Origin of the sequence: Massilia sp. TSP1-1-2, from assembly GCF_049896185.1 — a bacterium.
Taxonomy (GTDB): domain Bacteria; phylum Pseudomonadota; class Gammaproteobacteria; order Burkholderiales; family Burkholderiaceae_D; genus Telluria_A.
Genome location: NZ_JAFCTU010000001.1, coordinates 61710 through 76819 on the forward strand (window position 1 = coordinate 61710; position 15110 = coordinate 76819).

At 62.9% G+C, this 15110-nt stretch carries 20 protein-coding genes; 9 read left to right on the top strand and 11 right to left on the bottom strand.

Features of this window, described 5'->3' with window-relative positions; translation table 11 throughout:
* Positions 1 to 61 precede the first annotated feature (61 nt).
* The 5 genes from ACP7BV_RS00265 to ACP7BV_RS00285 form a co-directional block, all read right to left on the bottom strand.
* Positions 62 to 541, bottom strand: coding sequence for a MarR family winged helix-turn-helix transcriptional regulator (locus ACP7BV_RS00265; RefSeq protein ID WP_426100306.1), 480 nt, complete (start codon positions 539 to 541; stop codon positions 62 to 64).
* Complete coding sequence (locus tag ACP7BV_RS00270; RefSeq protein WP_426100308.1) at positions 538 to 1302, bottom strand: SDR family NAD(P)-dependent oxidoreductase; 765 nt, start codon at positions 1300 to 1302, stop codon at positions 538 to 540. The genes ACP7BV_RS00265 and ACP7BV_RS00270 overlap by 4 nt, the downstream gene beginning before the upstream one ends.
* A 65-nt stretch (positions 1303 to 1367) precedes the next feature.
* Positions 1368 to 1883: a TPM domain-containing protein gene (locus ACP7BV_RS00275; RefSeq protein WP_426100310.1), complete on the bottom strand. Its 516-nt coding sequence runs from the start codon at positions 1881 to 1883 to the stop codon at positions 1368 to 1370.
* Positions 1883 to 2698 carry a TPM domain-containing protein gene (locus tag ACP7BV_RS00280; protein ID WP_426100312.1) on the bottom strand — a complete coding sequence of 272 codons (816 nt, stop codon included), beginning with the start codon at positions 2696 to 2698 and terminating at the stop codon, positions 1883 to 1885. The genes ACP7BV_RS00275 and ACP7BV_RS00280 overlap by 1 nt, the downstream gene beginning before the upstream one ends.
* A gap of 1 nt (position 2699) precedes the next feature.
* Positions 2700 to 3263, bottom strand: coding sequence for a LemA family protein (locus tag ACP7BV_RS00285; protein ID WP_426100953.1), 564 nt, complete (start codon positions 3261 to 3263; stop codon positions 2700 to 2702).
* Positions 3264 to 3438: 175 nt separating this feature from the next.
* Between ACP7BV_RS00285 and pyrF the strand changes: the two genes are divergently transcribed.
* Positions 3439 to 4257 (top strand): orotidine-5'-phosphate decarboxylase, encoded by an 819-nt coding sequence (gene pyrF / locus ACP7BV_RS00290; RefSeq protein WP_426100314.1) that lies wholly within the window; start codon positions 3439 to 3441, stop codon positions 4255 to 4257.
* Positions 4258 to 4399: 142 nt separating this feature from the next.
* Here the strand turns inward: pyrF and sbcB are convergent, their stop codons facing one another.
* Positions 4400 to 5848, bottom strand: coding sequence for an exodeoxyribonuclease I (gene sbcB, locus ACP7BV_RS00295; RefSeq protein WP_426100955.1), 1449 nt, complete (start codon positions 5846 to 5848; stop codon positions 4400 to 4402).
* 58 nt (positions 5849 to 5906) lie between these two features.
* Here sbcB and ACP7BV_RS00300 point away from each other — a divergent pair, with 58 nt between their 5' ends.
* Both ACP7BV_RS00300 and ACP7BV_RS00305 read left to right on the top strand, forming a co-directional pair.
* Entirely contained in the window at positions 5907 to 6104 is a 198-nt protein-coding gene (locus ACP7BV_RS00300) for a hypothetical protein (protein ID WP_426100316.1), read from the top strand.
* A gap of 2 nt (positions 6105 to 6106) precedes the next feature.
* Positions 6107 to 6580 (top strand): cache domain-containing protein, encoded by a 474-nt coding sequence (locus tag ACP7BV_RS00305; RefSeq protein WP_426100318.1) that lies wholly within the window; start codon positions 6107 to 6109, stop codon positions 6578 to 6580.
* 35 nt (positions 6581 to 6615) lie between these two features.
* Here ACP7BV_RS00305 and ACP7BV_RS00310 read toward each other — a convergent pair whose 3' ends face one another.
* Positions 6616 to 7302 (bottom strand): DUF1345 domain-containing protein, encoded by a 687-nt coding sequence (locus ACP7BV_RS00310; RefSeq protein WP_426100320.1) that lies wholly within the window; start codon positions 7300 to 7302, stop codon positions 6616 to 6618.
* Positions 7303 to 7332: 30 nt separating this feature from the next.
* Positions 7333 to 8298 carry a GGDEF domain-containing protein gene (locus ACP7BV_RS00315; protein ID WP_426100322.1) on the bottom strand — a complete coding sequence of 322 codons (966 nt, stop codon included), beginning with the start codon at positions 8296 to 8298 and terminating at the stop codon, positions 7333 to 7335.
* A gap of 103 nt (positions 8299 to 8401) precedes the next feature.
* Here ACP7BV_RS00315 and ACP7BV_RS00320 point away from each other — a divergent pair, with 103 nt between their 5' ends.
* Positions 8402 to 9190 (top strand): helical backbone metal receptor, encoded by a 789-nt coding sequence (locus ACP7BV_RS00320; RefSeq protein WP_426100324.1) that lies wholly within the window; start codon positions 8402 to 8404, stop codon positions 9188 to 9190.
* 146 nt (positions 9191 to 9336) lie between these two features.
* Here the strand turns inward: ACP7BV_RS00320 and ACP7BV_RS00325 are convergent, their stop codons facing one another.
* Complete coding sequence (locus ACP7BV_RS00325; RefSeq protein ID WP_426100326.1) at positions 9337 to 9702, bottom strand: HPF/RaiA family ribosome-associated protein; 366 nt, start codon at positions 9700 to 9702, stop codon at positions 9337 to 9339.
* 142 nt (positions 9703 to 9844) lie between these two features.
* Positions 9845 to 11104, bottom strand: coding sequence for an MFS transporter (locus tag ACP7BV_RS00330; RefSeq protein WP_426100328.1), 1260 nt, complete (start codon positions 11102 to 11104; stop codon positions 9845 to 9847).
* Between the two features lie 118 nt (positions 11105 to 11222).
* On the opposite strand from ACP7BV_RS00330, the gene ACP7BV_RS00335 reads away from it, so the two are divergent.
* Positions 11223 to 11834, top strand: a complete 612-nt coding sequence (locus ACP7BV_RS00335) for a lysophospholipid acyltransferase family protein (RefSeq protein WP_426100330.1) — start codon at positions 11223 to 11225, stop codon at positions 11832 to 11834.
* A 14-nt stretch (positions 11835 to 11848) separates the two neighbouring features.
* Here ACP7BV_RS00335 and ACP7BV_RS00340 read toward each other — a convergent pair whose 3' ends face one another.
* Positions 11849 to 12874, bottom strand: coding sequence for a CDP-6-deoxy-delta-3,4-glucoseen reductase (locus ACP7BV_RS00340; protein WP_426100332.1), 1026 nt, complete (start codon positions 12872 to 12874; stop codon positions 11849 to 11851).
* Positions 12875 to 13075: 201 nt separating this feature from the next.
* Between ACP7BV_RS00340 and ACP7BV_RS00345 the strand changes: the two genes are divergently transcribed.
* The 4 genes from ACP7BV_RS00345 (at position 13076) to ACP7BV_RS00360 (ending at position 15084) form a co-directional block, all read left to right on the top strand.
* Positions 13076 to 13978, top strand: a complete 903-nt coding sequence (locus ACP7BV_RS00345) for an SDR family oxidoreductase (protein WP_426100334.1) — start codon at positions 13076 to 13078, stop codon at positions 13976 to 13978.
* A 28-nt stretch (positions 13979 to 14006) separates the two neighbouring features.
* Positions 14007 to 14210: a hypothetical protein gene (locus ACP7BV_RS00350; RefSeq protein WP_426100336.1), complete on the top strand. Its 204-nt coding sequence runs from the start codon at positions 14007 to 14009 to the stop codon at positions 14208 to 14210.
* Positions 14211 to 14362: 152 nt separating this feature from the next.
* Complete coding sequence (locus ACP7BV_RS00355) at positions 14363 to 14632, top strand: hypothetical protein (RefSeq protein ID WP_426100338.1); 270 nt, start codon at positions 14363 to 14365, stop codon at positions 14630 to 14632.
* A gap of 182 nt (positions 14633 to 14814) precedes the next feature.
* Positions 14815 to 15084, top strand: a complete 270-nt coding sequence (locus ACP7BV_RS00360) for a hypothetical protein (protein ID WP_426100340.1) — start codon at positions 14815 to 14817, stop codon at positions 15082 to 15084.
* The last annotated feature ends 26 nt before the right edge of the window (positions 15085 to 15110 follow it).

Consider the following 15110-nt stretch of genomic DNA (forward strand, 5'->3'; position numbering starts at 1 on the left):
ATATCGCACAATTCAATTGTGTGCAATCTATTCTGCGTTCATTTACCCAGGGCGAACTTCGCTACAGGCTCGCGTCGAGCGCCTTGAACAGGTCGTCCCGCACGCGTGCCAACTCCTTGCGCATGCTGCCCAGCGCCGCCAGGTCCTGCCCGCTGGCGCACAGCACCTGCTCCGGTATGGCTTCGGCATCAAGGCGCAACGCGCGTCCCTGCTCGGTCAATTCAATGCGCACCTGGCGCTCGTCAAGCACGTTGCGGTTGCGGCTGACCAAGGCATGTGCTTCAAGCCGCTTGAGCAGCGGCGTGAGCGTACCGGAGTCCAGAAACAGGCGCGCGCCGATATCCTTGACCAGGATGGCATCCTGTTCCCACAGCACCAGCATGACCAGGTACTGCGGATACGTCAGGCCCAGCCGGTCCAGCATTGGCTTGTAGGTCTTGGTCATTGCATGCGAGGCCGAATACAGCGCAAAGCAGAATTGATGGTCGAGCGCGAGCCGGTTGATCGGCTGCGGCTGCGGCGGCGGCTTGGGCGCGCTCATTCGGCCACCGGCACCGTGTAGTTGAGCGCAAGGCGCCCGCCGTCCACGTACATGGTCTGGCCGGTCATGTAGGAAGCATCGTCGCTGGCCAGGAAGGCGGCCACGGAGGCGATTTCCTCCGGTTCGCCGCAGCGTCCGGCCGGCGTGCGCGACAGGATCGTATGGCGCGCCTCGGGGCTGGCCAGCACGGCCTTCTTGGCAAGTTCAGTCAGGATGGTGCCCGGGCCGATGCCGTTGACGCGGATGCCGTGCGGCGCCAGATTGAGCGCCATCACCTTGGTCAGCTGGTTGATGCCGCCCTTGGACACCACGTACGGCACCTGGTTCGGGATGGCCAGCTCGGCATTCACGCTCGACATATTGATGATGCAGCCGCTGTGCCGGGTCACCATGTGCCGCGCGGCAGCCTGGCTGCACAGGAACATCGATTTTAGGTTGATCCGCAGCACACGGTCAAAATCGTCTTCGGACAGGTCGAGGAAGTCGGCGGCATGGGTAACGCCGGCATTATTGACCAGGATGTCGATCTGGCCGAACGCGGCAATGGTGGCGGCGATCATCGCGTCGACATCGACCTTCAGGCTGACGTCGGCGGCAAAAAAGCGCGCCTGCCCGCCCAGTTCTGCGGCCACGGCCGCGCCCTCCGTTTTGATATCGACCAGCATCACGCGTGCGCCTTCCTGCAACAGGCGGCGCGCGCAGGCCAGTCCGATGCCCTGCGTCGCGCCCGTCACGATTGCCACTTTCTGGTTCAGTCTCATGTCTCGCCTTCACGCAGTATGAAAACCTGAATTTTACCGATAGCGGCCAGCCGACGCTGGCTTATTTACAGCATCACTGGCTGGTCCGGCAATTCGTTGGCGCGCTCTCCCGTCGCCGGAAACCGCGCGGCCAGTAACACATTGACTTGCTCGATGGCCGCCAGCGTACTTTGCTCGAACTGGCCCGCCTTGAAGCCCTCGGTCATGCCGCGGCAAATTTGTTGCCAGGTGTCAGGCGCAATCTGTTGGCCGATGTTGCGGTCTGCCACGATATCGACCTTTTGCTCGGCCAGGTTCACATAAATCAGCACGCCGCAACGGTCGGCCGTATCCCACACGCCGTACTCGGCAAACAGAGATAGCGCGCGCTGGCGGTTGCCAACGTCGGCCCAGATCAGTTCCGACGGCAGTGCATTTTCCACGATCAGCCGCAGTTCGCCCCGATGGCGCTGCTCGCCGGCCGTGATGGCCTGGCCAAGACGCGTGAGCGCGTCGGCGGGGAACAAGCGCCGTCCCTTGGCCGCGCTCGCCAGCCAATGACGCCATTGGCGTTTAATGCGTTCAATAAAAGTCGTGGTCATTACCAGTCTCCCGAGGCGCCGCCGCCGTCAAAGCTGCCGCCGCCGCCGGAAAAGCCACCGCCGCCCGAAAAGCCGCCGCCGCCACCACCACCACCACCACCACCGCCACCATGTCCCAGGCCACCCAAGGCGCTGCCCAGGATGAAACCGGTCGCGCCGCTGCCCCAGCCGCCACGCGCCAGCCGGGAGCGGCGCGGGCGAAAGACGCGAAACAGGACGATGGCGCCAAAGATCAGCAGGGGAATGAGCATCGAGCCTTGCTGCTCGCCCTGGCCGGTGCGATTTGCCGCCTCTGGCGCCGCCGGAAATTGCTCCTTGTTCAGCAGCGTGGAAATCGCACCCACGCCCGCCACCAAGCCGTCGTAATACCGTTCCTTCTGGAAGTAGGGCGCAATCACGTCTTGCACGATGCGTTTGGACTGGGCGTCGGTCAGCACGCCCTGCACGCCGCGGCCCGCTTCAATGCGCAGGCGCCGCATGGCCCCCGTGTTGCCCGGTGCGACGAGCAGCAGCACGCCGTCGTCGACGCCCTTGCGACCTAGCTTCCAGGCTTCGACCACGCGCAAGCTGTACTGTTCAATCTGTTCGGGCGCGGTGGTCTTGACCAGCAGCACGGCAATCTGGCTGCCGGTCTTGGTTTCATAGTCGGTCAGCACGGCTTCGAGCTGGCCGCGCTGTTCGGCCGTCAGCATGCCGGCCTGGTCGGTCAGGTGGCCGGTCAGCGCCGGCACCGGGACGAAGTCCTGTGCCTGCGCCGGAAAGGCTAGAGCGAGCCCGAGTGCCAATGCCAGCCAGAATGCGCGCAACAGTGCCATCTTATTTACCGAAATTGACGGCCGGCGCAGTCGAAATGGCTTTCTCGTTTTCAACCGTGAACGATGGCTTGACCTTGTAGCCGAACATCATCGCTGTCAAGTTGGTCGGGAACTGGCGCACCTGGACGTTAAATTCCTGCACCGCATCGATGTAGCGCTTGCGGGCCACGGTGATGCGGTTTTCGGTGCCTTCGAGCTGCGACTGCAAGTCGCGGAAACTGGCGTCGGCCTTCAGGTTGGGATAGGCTTCGGTGACCATCATCAGGCGCGACAGCGCGCTCGACAGCTCGCCCTGGACCGCCTGGAACTTGGCGAACGCGGCCGGGTCATTGAGCACTTCGGGCGTAATCTGGAAACTGGTGGCGGCGGCGCGCGCCTTCGTCACCGCTTCCAGGGTGTCTTTTTCGTGCGAGGCATAGCCCTTGACGGTGTTGACCAAATTGGGAATCAGGTCGGCGCGGCGCTGGTACTGGTTGACCACTTCGCCCCAAGCCGCCTTGGTTGCTTCGTCCTTGGTCTGAAAGGTGTTGTAGCCGCAGCCGGACAGCATGGTGGCGATGAGCATCGCGAAAAAAAGCTGTGTCCAGCGGGTGAAGTGAGCGGTAGAGGTCATGAGCTTGAGTCCGTAACAGTTGTCGAATGGTCAAAAATATACCTTAAATGCATGAACTGCGTCCATTTCAAGCGTGCAGGCGGACGCGGTACAATAATGGCCTTAGCAAATGGAACCGAGGCCTGCCGTGAATTTCATCAACAAACTGTCCGCCGCCTGGACCACCAACAATTCGCTGCTGTGCGTCGGCCTCGATCCCGATGTGGCGCGCCTGCCGGCAGCGCTGCAACATGAACCGGACGGCATTTTCACCTTTTGCAGTGCGATCATCGACGCCACCGCCGACCTGGCCTGCGCCTTCAAGCCGCAAATCGCTTATTTTGCGGCGCTCGGCGCCGAACGCCAGCTTGAGCGGCTCTGCGCCTACGCGCGCGAAGCCTATCCGCACATTCCCCTGATTCTCGACGCCAAGCGCGGCGATATCGGCGCCACCGCCAAACAGTATGCGCGCGAAGCGTTTGACCGTTACGGCGCCGACGCCGTCACCGTCAATCCCTACATGGGTTTCGATTCCGTGGAACCCTATATGGCGTGGAGCGAGCGCGGCGTGATCGTGCTGTGTCGCACCTCGAACCCGGGCGGGTCGGACTTGCAGTTTCTCGATGTCGACGGCAAGCCCCTTTACCAGCATGTTGCCCGTATGGTTGCGGAGAAATGGAACCTCAACGGCCAGTGCGCGCTGGTGGTGGGCGCGACCTTTCCCCATGAGCTGGCCGAAGTGCGGGCCATCGTCGGCGACATGCCGCTGCTGGTGCCCGGTGTGGGCGCCCAGGGCGGCGACGTCGAAGCCACCGTCCAGTCGGGCAAGAGCGCGGCCGGCGCGGGGATGATGATCAATTCGTCGCGCGCGATCCTGTATGCCGCGCCGCGGGACGGCGAGGATTTTGTGGCGGCCGCGCGCCGCGTGGCGCTGGAAACGCGCGACGCGATCAACCAGTACCGCTGAAACGCGGCGTTCAGTGCACGCCGTGCCGACGCCGTGTCGGTTTGTTGCACCCGGCTGCGTGATTGAAAAATACCCCGGATTGCCGCCTGCGCAGCGAACCCAGCAGTCCGTCGGGACTTAACCGAGGGAATCCAACAGAGCGCTAGCGGCGGCTTGGCGCAATCGCCTCGGCATAATCGTACAAGGCGCCCAAAATATCCTCAGCGCGCTCGTCGGCGTCTTCTGACAGCGTATCAATTTCCGCAAACAATTGCTCGATGGTCCGCGCGCCGGCCGCGCCATCGAACAGGCGGTCGGCCCGGTGCTGCTCCCAGTGCGCCGCTTCGTCCACGCTGAGCGTGTGCGGAAAGTTGCGCGCCCTGTAACGGAAAAACAGTTCGGCCAGGCGTTCGTCGTCAAACGAGGGATTGGCTGTCGCCAGCCGCTCCGGCTTTTCGCCGCGCAAGGACTCCAGCTTGCGCTTGTCATTGTTGTTGATAAAGCCGCCGTACAGGTCTTCATCCACGTCCGTTTCGCCCACCGGGGCAGGGCGGTGGTAGACCTGATCCCATATCGCTCCCATATCGGGACCGGCCTGCGCCGCCATGGCGTGCAGACGGGCCTGGTCCAGGTTGATTTCCCAGCGCAGCGCTTGCGCTGCCGTCAGGGTCTTCAGATTCGACACCAGCATCGGCGATTTGTTCATATGGATGCTCTTGATCGGCAAGCGCGTCATCCCTTCCGGCAAATCGGCCGTTTTGCTGAACATGCGCAAACGGATCGTATCGGCGTCCAGGTCGAACAGCTCGGCCGGATCGTGCCGGCAATCCCACACCAGCACTTCGTTCTTGTTGCTCGGATGCGTGGCCAGTGGATAGACCAGGCCGATGCAACCGTATTCAACAGGAAACATGCCCGACACGTGCAGGAAAGGCTGGCGCTGCGCGGGCGCCAGGTGCATGCCCATTTCAGTGGAGACCTTGTCTTTTTTATGCAGCGCCAGGCAAAAGTCAAACAGCTTGGGCTGGCGCTCGCGGATCAGTTTTGCCAGCGCAATGGTGGCGCGCACGTCCGACAGCGCGTCGTGCGCCGCCTCGTGCAGCAAGCCATTGGCCCTGGCCAGCAGTTCGAGCTTGAAGCTGGGCCGTCCGTCCTCGCGCAGGGGCCATTCGGTGCCTTCGGGGCGCAGCGCGTACGTCATGCGCACCACGTCGAGCAAGTCCCAGCGTCCGCAATTGTTTTGCCACTCGCGCGCGTACGGGTCGATCAGGTTACGCCAAAACATGAAGCGCGTGATTTCATCATCAAAGCGGATCGTGTTGTAGCCCACGCCGATGGTGCCCGGCTGGCTGAACGCCGCTTCGATCGTGGCGGCGAACTTGTGCTCGGGTACGCCCCATTCCAGGCATTGCTGGGGCGTGATGCCAGTGATCAGGCACGATTGCGGGTCGGGCAGGAAATCCGGCGCCGGCTGGCAATACAGCATGATGGGTTCGCCGATTTCATTGAGGTTGGCGTCGGTGCGGATGGCGGCGAACTGGGCCGGGCGGTCGCGGCGCGGCTGGGCGCCAAACGTTTCGTAGTCGTGCCAGAGAAAGGTATGGGTGGTCATAGTGGTCATGTTACTGCAGACGGGCTGCAGGTTCCGGTATTTCCGATAATGAAGGGTGATGCTGGTGCCGCAGTGCGGCGCTTATGCTGGACCAAAAACCGTGGCGCTGTCAATCCCCGTTCTGCCAACGCCGGTGGCCGATCCGGTCATTTGCTCGCTGCCTGAAAACAATATTCCTTTCCAAAAAAATGAATGCGCGCGCGCGTCCGGTGCTAGCATCGACGGGTCGCCAACCGTTGTAATGTCAAAGGAATGATCATGCGCCCATTGTTGCTTAACCCGTGTATCAGCGGCCTCGCCGGCCTGCTGCTGTGTGCTGGCGCCGCCGCCGCCGCCGCCGACACCAAAGTCACCAAGCCGGAAGCCGAGGCCATGGTCAAGAAGACCGTCGCTTATATGAAGGCCAACGGTCGTGAAAAGAGTTTTGCCGAGATCAACCGCAAGGGTGGTCCGTTCACCGACCGTGACCTGTACATGGTCGCTTACGGGAAAGACGGCGTGGTGCTGGCGCATGGTGCCAATCCCAAAATGCTCGGTAAAAATCTCATGGAAATCAAGGATGTCGATGGCAAGGCCTTCGTCAAGGAGCGGGTCGAGATGGCCAAGACCAAAGCCTCGTTCTGGCAGGAATACAAATTCACGAATCCCGTCAGCGGCAACATCGAGCCGAAGGCCATGTACTGCGAGGGCTTGCCCGACATGGTGGTCTGCGGCGGCGTTTACCTGAAGTAAGGCGAACGTCTCGCTCGCCCGGCATCGCCATCAGCTCAAAACATGCCCGACGCGATATTGATCGTCAATGACAACAGCGTGGCATTGAAGAAAAAGGCGAGCACGCAGTGAAGCAGGCCCGTGCGGCGCATCGCGCGGCTGGTAAAGCTGACGTCGGCAGTTTGCCCGGAGGTGCCGATGATGCAGGCAAAGTAGAGGAAGTCGGCGTAATCGGGCGCCGCTTCGTCCGGGAAATTCAGGCCGCCAGGCGCGCCGTGCCGTTCGGCTGCGTAAAAGTCATGCGCATAGTGGGTGGCGAACATGACCTGGGTGAACGCCCACGACGACAGCAGCGTGCCCACCACCAGCCCCACATGCCAGTAGCGCTCGCCGTCATGCAAGCCTTTGGCCACGCTCAGTTCGCAGACGATGGCCGCGAGCGAGCCGATCGCCACCAGCACCACCATCGCCAGGATCAGCAGGCGTCCGTCGTCATGCAGGACAGCGCGTTTGCGCATGCGTTCGCGCGATGAGAAGAACATCATTTGCAACGTCAGCACCAGATAAGCGAGCGCGCCGGCGTTCCAGCCGAGGATGCCGCGCGTGATCGGCTGCGTCACCAGCGTGGCGGGAATGGCGAACGCGGCGACGACGCCAAGCAGCATGCACGCGAACAGGCGCGGTCGCGCCAGGACGATGCGCGCAAGCTTGGGATGCTTGCGCTGAAGTGTTGTTGGGTTCATGCACGCATCTTAACCCAACCGAACTGCTGGCTAGACGGCGACGCGGTTGCGCCCGCCATCTTTGGCGCGGTACAGCGCAGCGTCGGCGGCGGCGATCAGGCCCAGGTCGTCCATGCCGGCGCTGAGCACCGCCACGCCGACCGAGGCCGTCACGTGCGGCAGCGGCTGGCGCATGTCGGGAAAAATGCTGGCATCGCGCATGCGTGCGCACAGCCGCTCGGCAACCATGACGGCCAGCGCTTCGCTGGTCTCGGGCAAAATCACCATCATTTCTTCGCCGCCGTAGCGCACCGCAAAATCGGATGGGCGCAGCGCCACGGCGATCACCCCGGCCGCCGCGCGCAGCGCATCGTCGCCCGTCAGGTGGCCATAGGTATCGTTAAATACCTTGAAATGGTCGAGGTCGATCATCACCAGCGCCAACGGCGTGCCCGCCCGGTGCGCGGTGGCCACCATCTTGGGCAGCATGTCGGCCAGCCAGGTGCGGTTGTACAAGCCCGTCAAGCCATCGTTCATCGACATCTTGCGGTAAAACTCGCCAAGCTTGTGGCCGCGCCGCACCAGCGCGCTGGCGGCGCGGATCCGAAATGACAGCAGGCGCAGCAAGTTTTTGGCCAGGCCGCCCGAGCGCTCGATCAGCTTCCAGACCAGCTCGGCATCGATGACCAGCAGCTCGGTCTCGACGACGGCGGCAATTGCCGCCAGGTTGGCGCTGTCGTCGAGCACCGACTGCTCGCCCACGCTCTCGCCAGGCAGAATGCGGCTGACGGCGCCGTCAGGCATGCCGCTTTCCGCGTCCGCCGCCACCGACAGCATGCCCGAGAGCACAATGTACAGGCGGGCGCGGCTGCTGTCCGCGAGCCGCGCGCCGGCGACCAGGCGCACGATGGCGCAGCCGGCCAGCAGCGGCGCCAGATTGTCGTGGTCGGAATCGTGAAACAATTGAAGATCCCGGATACTGTAGGTGGACGCACCAAAGCTGCCTGTCTGTTCCAAAGCCATCCTCTCGCTGTTTATCTTGTCAATCAATCGCGCCACACTTGGCAGTGGCATCATATCAGTGTTCCAATAGCACCTTCGCCCGCCATAGATCCTTGCCATGCACCTGACTGACGCCCTCGGCACCGAACACGTTCCCGCTCCAGAGGCGCGCATCGTGTCGCTGGTGCCATCGATTACCGAAATGCTGTGCGCGCTGGGACTGGCGCCGCAACTGGTCGGGCGCACCGGCTTTTGCATTCATCCGCATTCTGTCGTGGGCGCCATCGCCAAGGTCGGCGGGACCAAGGACGTCAATCTCGACAAGATCCGCAAGCTGGCGCCCACGCACGTGATCGTCAACATTGACGAGAACGAAAAAAGCACCGCCGACGCGCTGGCCGCCTTCGTGCCGCACCTGGTCGTTACCCATCCGATGGGGCCGCGCGACAACCTGGCGCTGGCGCGTTTGCTGGGTGCACTGTTTTGCGTGGCGGAGCGGGCCGAAGCGTGGTGCGCCGCGTTCGAGGCCGAGTACGCGCGTTTGCAGGCGGCGCCAAAAGGGCGGCCCGCCACGGTACTGTATTGCATCTGGCAAGATCCGTGGATGAGCATTGCAAGCGACACCTATATCGCGCGCATGCTGGCCGAAATCGGCTGGCGCACGCCGGTGCTCGGTGCCCAGCGCTATCCCGTGTTCACCTGGAACGAGGCCTTGCTCGCGCAGATCGATTGCGTGCTGTTGTCGAGCGAGCCGTACCGGTTCACGCAGGCACACGCCGACGCGCTGGAAAAGCAGATCGGCAAGCCGGTGTATGTAATCGATGGGGAAATGATGTCGTGGTACGGAAGCCGTTCGCTCGAAGCGCTGGGGTACTTGCGTGCGCTGGCAGGCAATGGCTGGGTATAGCGGCTGGTCTTGCACACGGACGGCTGGCAAGCGGTCGGCTGATATGGCGGGGCTGATACGGCGGGGCTGATACGGCGGGGCTGATACGGCGGGGCTGGACTGCGGCACTGCACCTGGCGGCTTAAACAGCCGCCAGGAAAGACGACTTACTCGATCACTTCGTCCGGCTCATCAACCAAAGTTGGCGTGGCGTGCAGTTGCTTGTCGTGCAGGCGGCCCAGTGCGCTCTCGATCGCGCGCTTGAGCTTGTCAGCCGCGCCGGAAATGGCCTGGTGCAGGTGGACGGCATGGTCGCTGACGGCGATCGGCTGGTAGCCGGTGACCCGCGCTTCAAGCAGGCAACGATTGCCGCCGTCGGAAGATTTTTGGCTGTTCTCGTCACTGAGGTGGACTTCGACGCGAGTGATGTGGTCGGCAAAACGTTGCACCGCAGCGGAGACCACGGATTGCACATGATCGTCCAGGCCTTGATGGCGTTCGATCGTCTTGTCGGTATTGATGTTGATTTGCATAAGCTCACTCCCGGTTATTCATAAAGTTACTGTGCCAAGCTCTTCTCGCGCATGCATGCTGCTCGAGCTGGCGTTACCCTTGCACGCACACTTTATCTTACACCTTTCGCCCATCTTGTTCAGCTTCAAACGGGCGCAGCTCCTAACCGGCCTTGCGCGAGCGCTCTTCGCTGTCGTGATGCGGAAAACGGTCCATGCGCGCGAGCACCGGGAACTTGACGATCCACAGTGCCGTCACCGCCAGCGTGGCCGCGCCGCCGAACAGAATGGCGCGCACCAGGCCGAACCAGCCGGCCGTGATGCCGGACTCAAATTCGCCCAATTCGTTCGAGGCGCCGATAAAGACGGCGTTGACCGCGCTCACGCGTCCCCGAATTTCATCGGGGGTTTCAAACTGCACCAGCAAATGGCGCACGTACACGCTGACCATGTCGCCGGCGCCCAGCACGAACAGCGCCGCGAGCGCCAGGGCGAAGCTGCTGGTCAGGCCCAACGCCAGCGTGGCCAGGCCGAACACGGCCACGCCGCCGAACATCCACGCGCCCACGTGGCGCCGGATCGGATGAAACGCCAGCGCAACCGAGCATAGCGCAGCGCCCACGCCGGGCGCGGTACGCAGCAAACCCAGGCCGGCGGGGCCGGCCTGCAGCACGTCATGCGCATAGGCCGGGAGCAGGGCGGTGGCGCCGCCAAAGAGCACGGCGAACAGGTCGAGCGAGATGGCGCCCAGCATGATCGGGCGCGACCAGACGAAGCGCAAGCCTTCAAGCACCGTATGCCAGGTTGCGGGCGCGCTGCTGATCGCTTGCGGCGCGGCGCGCGTCAAGCCCATCAGCACCACCGAAGCGGCCAGCAGCGCGCCCGCGGCCAGGTACACCGTGTCCGGCCCGAACACATACAGCAGCCCGCCCAGCACCGGCCCGAGAATGACGGCCACGTGGAAAGCCGACGAACTGAGCGCGACCGCCTCGCCGAAGTGCTCGTGCGGCACCATGTTTTTCAGCACCGCCTGGGTGGCCGGCATCATGAAGGCGCGCGCACTGCCAAACAGCACCAGCACCGCGAACACAGGCCATACGACGCGCGCGCCGCTCCACGTAAAACCGAGCAGCAGCGCGCCGCACAGCAATTGCACGGCCAGGCAGGCGATGATGATGTTGCGGCGGTTGTAGCGGTCCGCAACGTGGCCGGCCAGCAAGATAAGCACCAGGAAGGGGGCGAACTGGGCCAGCCCGATCAGGCCCAGGTCAAACAGGCTGCCCGTCATCTGGTACACCTGCCAGCCGATGGCCACGCTTTGCATTTGGACCGCCAGCGTACCGAGCACACGGGCCGACAGATAGAAGGAAAAATTGCGGTTGCGCAGGATGCGGAACCCGCTGGACGGCGACATCACGGACATGAATCCTTTCGGCTGCGGACGGGCTGGAGTAGAATGATGCTTTAGGGAATCTATCCCGTTATTGTGCCCGATGTTGCGCGCCCGCGCTGAGCGGCGCGACGGCAGGCGCAGCCAGGCCATGCACCACACCATCTTTGAAACCCCGCTTGTCAACACCCTGATGCGCGCCGTCTCGCGCGTGATCTTGCGCGCGCTCGGCTGGCGCACGGAAGGCATGACGGCCGAGCAGATCGCCGCTTTCCCCAAGTACGTGCTCATTGCCGCGCCGCACACCAGCAACTGGGATGCTCCGATCACGCTGATGGTGTGTTTTCAGCTGCGCCTGAAGGTGTACTGGATGGCCAAGGCGAGTCTGTTTGCGTGGCCGATCCGCTATCTGGCGCGCTGGCTGGGCGGCATCCCGATCGACCGCAGCGCCGCCAACAACACCGTCCAAAACACGATTGCCGCATTCGCCGCGCGCGAGCGCCTGGCCGTCATTGTTGCGCCCGAAGGCACGCGCGGCAAGGTCACGCACTGGAAAACCGGGTTTTACTATATCGCGCACGGGGCGGGCGTGCCGATCGCGCTGGCCTACCTCGATTTTGCGCGCAAGGCGGGCGGCATCGGGCGCATGTTCGTCACCAGCGGCGACATCGGGGCCGACATGGCCGAGATCCAGGCTTTCTACAGCGGCATTTCCGGCAAGAATGTCCAGCAGTTCGACCCCGCCAGCGTCAAGCGCGGCTGACAAGCCGCCTCAATTCAACTGTGCAGGTCCGCTTCGCTGGTAAAGGCGTCCGCGTAAAATTCTTCTGCCGGCAAGCCGCACTGGGCGACGTAGTCGCGCCGGGCCGAGTCGACCACGACCGGCGCGCCGCAGGCATACACCTGGTAGCCGGACAGGTCGGGCAAATCTTGCATGACGGCCGCATGGACGAAGCCGGTGCGCCCGCTCCAGTGGTCATCCGGCAAGGCATGCGACACCACCGGCACGTAGCGGAAATGCGGCAGCGTGGCGGCCCATTGTTCGCACAGCGTGTTCATGTACAAGTCGAGCGGGCGGCGAGCACCCCAGTACAGGCTGACGGGCCGGCTCGACTGCAGGTGGATCATGTGTTCCATCAATGCCTTGATCGGCGCAAAGCCGGTGCCCGAGGCCAGCAGCACGATCGGCTTGTCCGATTCTTCACGCAGGAAAAAGCTGCCGTGAGGGCCTTCGAAGCGCAGAATGTCGCGCTCCTTCATTGTATTGAATACTTGCTCGGTGAACAGCCCGCCCGCCATGTAGCGGATGTGCAGCGTGAGCGGTGCGTCCAGGCCGGGGGCGCTGGCCATGCTGTAGCTGCGCCGCTTGCCGTCGCGCAGCAGCAATTCGATGTACTGGCCGGGCCGGTAGGCAAGCGCTTCGTTGGCGGGCAATTGCAGGGTGATGACGGCAACGTCGGGCGCGACCTTGTCGATGCTGGCCACGCGCGAGGGCATCTTGCGCACCGGGTAATCGGTGCTGCCGCTTACTTCGCGCGCTTCAATGACCAGGTCCGCTTCAGTGGTGGCGCAGCAAAACAGCGAATAGCCCTGCGCTTTTTCTTCGTCCGTCAGCGCGCGCTGCTGGTGCGCGCGGTGGGTAACGGCACCGGCCACGACCTTGCCCTTGCACGAACCGCAGGCCCCGTTCTTGCAGCCGTACGGCAAGCCGATGCCGGCGCGAATGGCCGCGCCGAGGATGGTTTCATCGGCGTCGCACGAAAATTGGTGGCCGCTAGGCTGAACAGTAATCTGGAAAGTCATGTCGTCGAGTGGTGAACAGTAAACAGTAGGTTGCGATTTTGCCGGCGCCGTCCGCTTTGCGTTTTTTTGCGCTTGATAGTTTCCATCATTTTACACCGCCCCCTGCATTGCCGCGCCCGCCGCGCACCTGGCGCCCCGCAGCGGGGCGACGCGATTTCCAGTATATTGTTGGGCTGCACCACGACCCGAGCACCGTCCACCATGAATTCCAGCACACCGAAGCTGCGCCGTCCGCGCCTGTTGATCCTTGGCTGCGGCGACGTCGGCATGCGCGTGCTGCCGTTGCTGCGCGCGCGCTTTCGGGTGTTTGCCGTCACCAGCGCGCCGCAGCGCTGCGCTGAACTGCGCGCGGCGGGCGCCGTGCCCATTGTTGCCGACCTGGATTACCCGGCGTCCCTGCGCCGCCTGACGGGCCTGGCGCGCCATGTGCTGCACTTGGCCCCGCCCCAGCCTGACGGCGTGCTCGACCGCCGCACGCGCAACCTGTGCGCGGTGCTGCCGGCCAATGCGCGCATGGTGTACGTGAGCACCAGCGGCGTGTACGGCGACTGCGGCGGGGTGCTGATCGATGAGACGCGCACCGTGGCGCCGCACAATGCGCGCGCGCAGCGCCGGGTCGATGCCGAACGGGTGCTGCGCGCCTGGGCCCGGCGCAGCGGTTCAAGCGTGGCCTTGTTGCGCGTGCCGGGCATCTATGCACGCGAACGCTTGCCGCTCAAGCGCCTGGAGCAGGGCACGCCGGCGCTGCTGGCGCAAGACGATGTCTATACCAATCATATTCATGCGGATGACCTGGCCAACATCGTTGCACTGGCCTTGTTCAGGGGTTTGCCTGGACGGATTTATCATGCCGTCGATGACACCCACATGCTGATGGCCGATTATTTCGACACCGTTGCTGATGCATTCGGTATGCCGCGTCCGCCACGGCTGGCGCGCGCGCCGCTGGCAGAGCGCGTCTCGCCCATGCTGCTCTCGTTCATGTCCGAGTCGCGCCGCATGAGCAATGCGCGCATCAAGGGTGAACTGGGCGTGCGCCTGCGGTTTCCCGAGCTGGCGAGCGCCGTGGCGGCGATGGGGCGCGCGGGGGTGCTGGTAGAATGACGCCCTTCCCAGATTAGATGAGCCTCCCATGACCTACGAAGAATATCTCGACGAAGTAACCACGCTGATCACCGAAAAGTACCAGCTGAGCGACGCGGCCGCCATCAAGCTCGTGGTCAAGGCCCAGGATCTGGATTTTTTCATCGAACACGATGACAAGGAAGCCTTGCGCACGGTTGATCGCGCGCATCAGGACGCCAAGACCTTGTACCTGGCCAGCCAGAAGAAGTGAGCAGGAACCAAGCAGAAAGTAAGCAAAAAGTAAGCAAAAAGTAAGCAAAAAGTAAGCAGGCGCGCACTTGAGCTTCGTCAAGCGCGCTGCGGCGCGCGCACGTATCGTGAGCAATGTCGACCCACGGTCATTCACTTGTGCTAGAGCCCGCTATGCCGCATCGCGTCACACAGCCCACCAAGGAGCAAGTCCGCGCCTACATGTTCGCGCGCGAGACGGCGCGCCGTCCGCCGCCGCCGCCCGAGGAAATCCGTCGCCAGCTCGGCTGGCGCCTGCAGCGTGATGACGACCGCCTGTTGTTTCAATTCTATCTAATTCCCACAACTTATACCCAGATGGCGACCAGGCTCACGCTGGAATGGATGCTCGCCGTCATGCGTCCAGCGTTAGTTGCCGCACACACTCGCGAAAATTTACTTTAGTACAACGCGTTTTTGTGTGAAAATGTCGCAGCTTGAGCAAATACCAATAAATATCCGGTTATTACCGAATGACTGGTAAGCCCCGTACGTTCTGCGAGTATTGACTTGTTTGACTTGCTTATGGCTGGTAAAGACGAGCCGGAGGCGAATAAGCCACGGAATGTGAATTTTTGAGAGAATTGATGATGACGAAACGACACATGCCCGAAGAAGTGACCTATGACCCGAACAAGGTCCTCGATGCCATCATGGAGAAATTAAACCTGAAAAATGACGCGGCACTGTCGCGCGCATTGGAAGTGGCGCCACCGGTGATCAGCAAGATTCGGCACCATACGTTGCCGATCGGCGCCACGATCTTGCTGCGCATGCATGAAGTGAGCGAATTTAGCATTCGCGAACTCAAGTCGCTGATGGGGGTCGAAGTGACCCCCATGCATATCGCGGCCTGATGACGCGCTGCGCAGGTCCGCAAAGG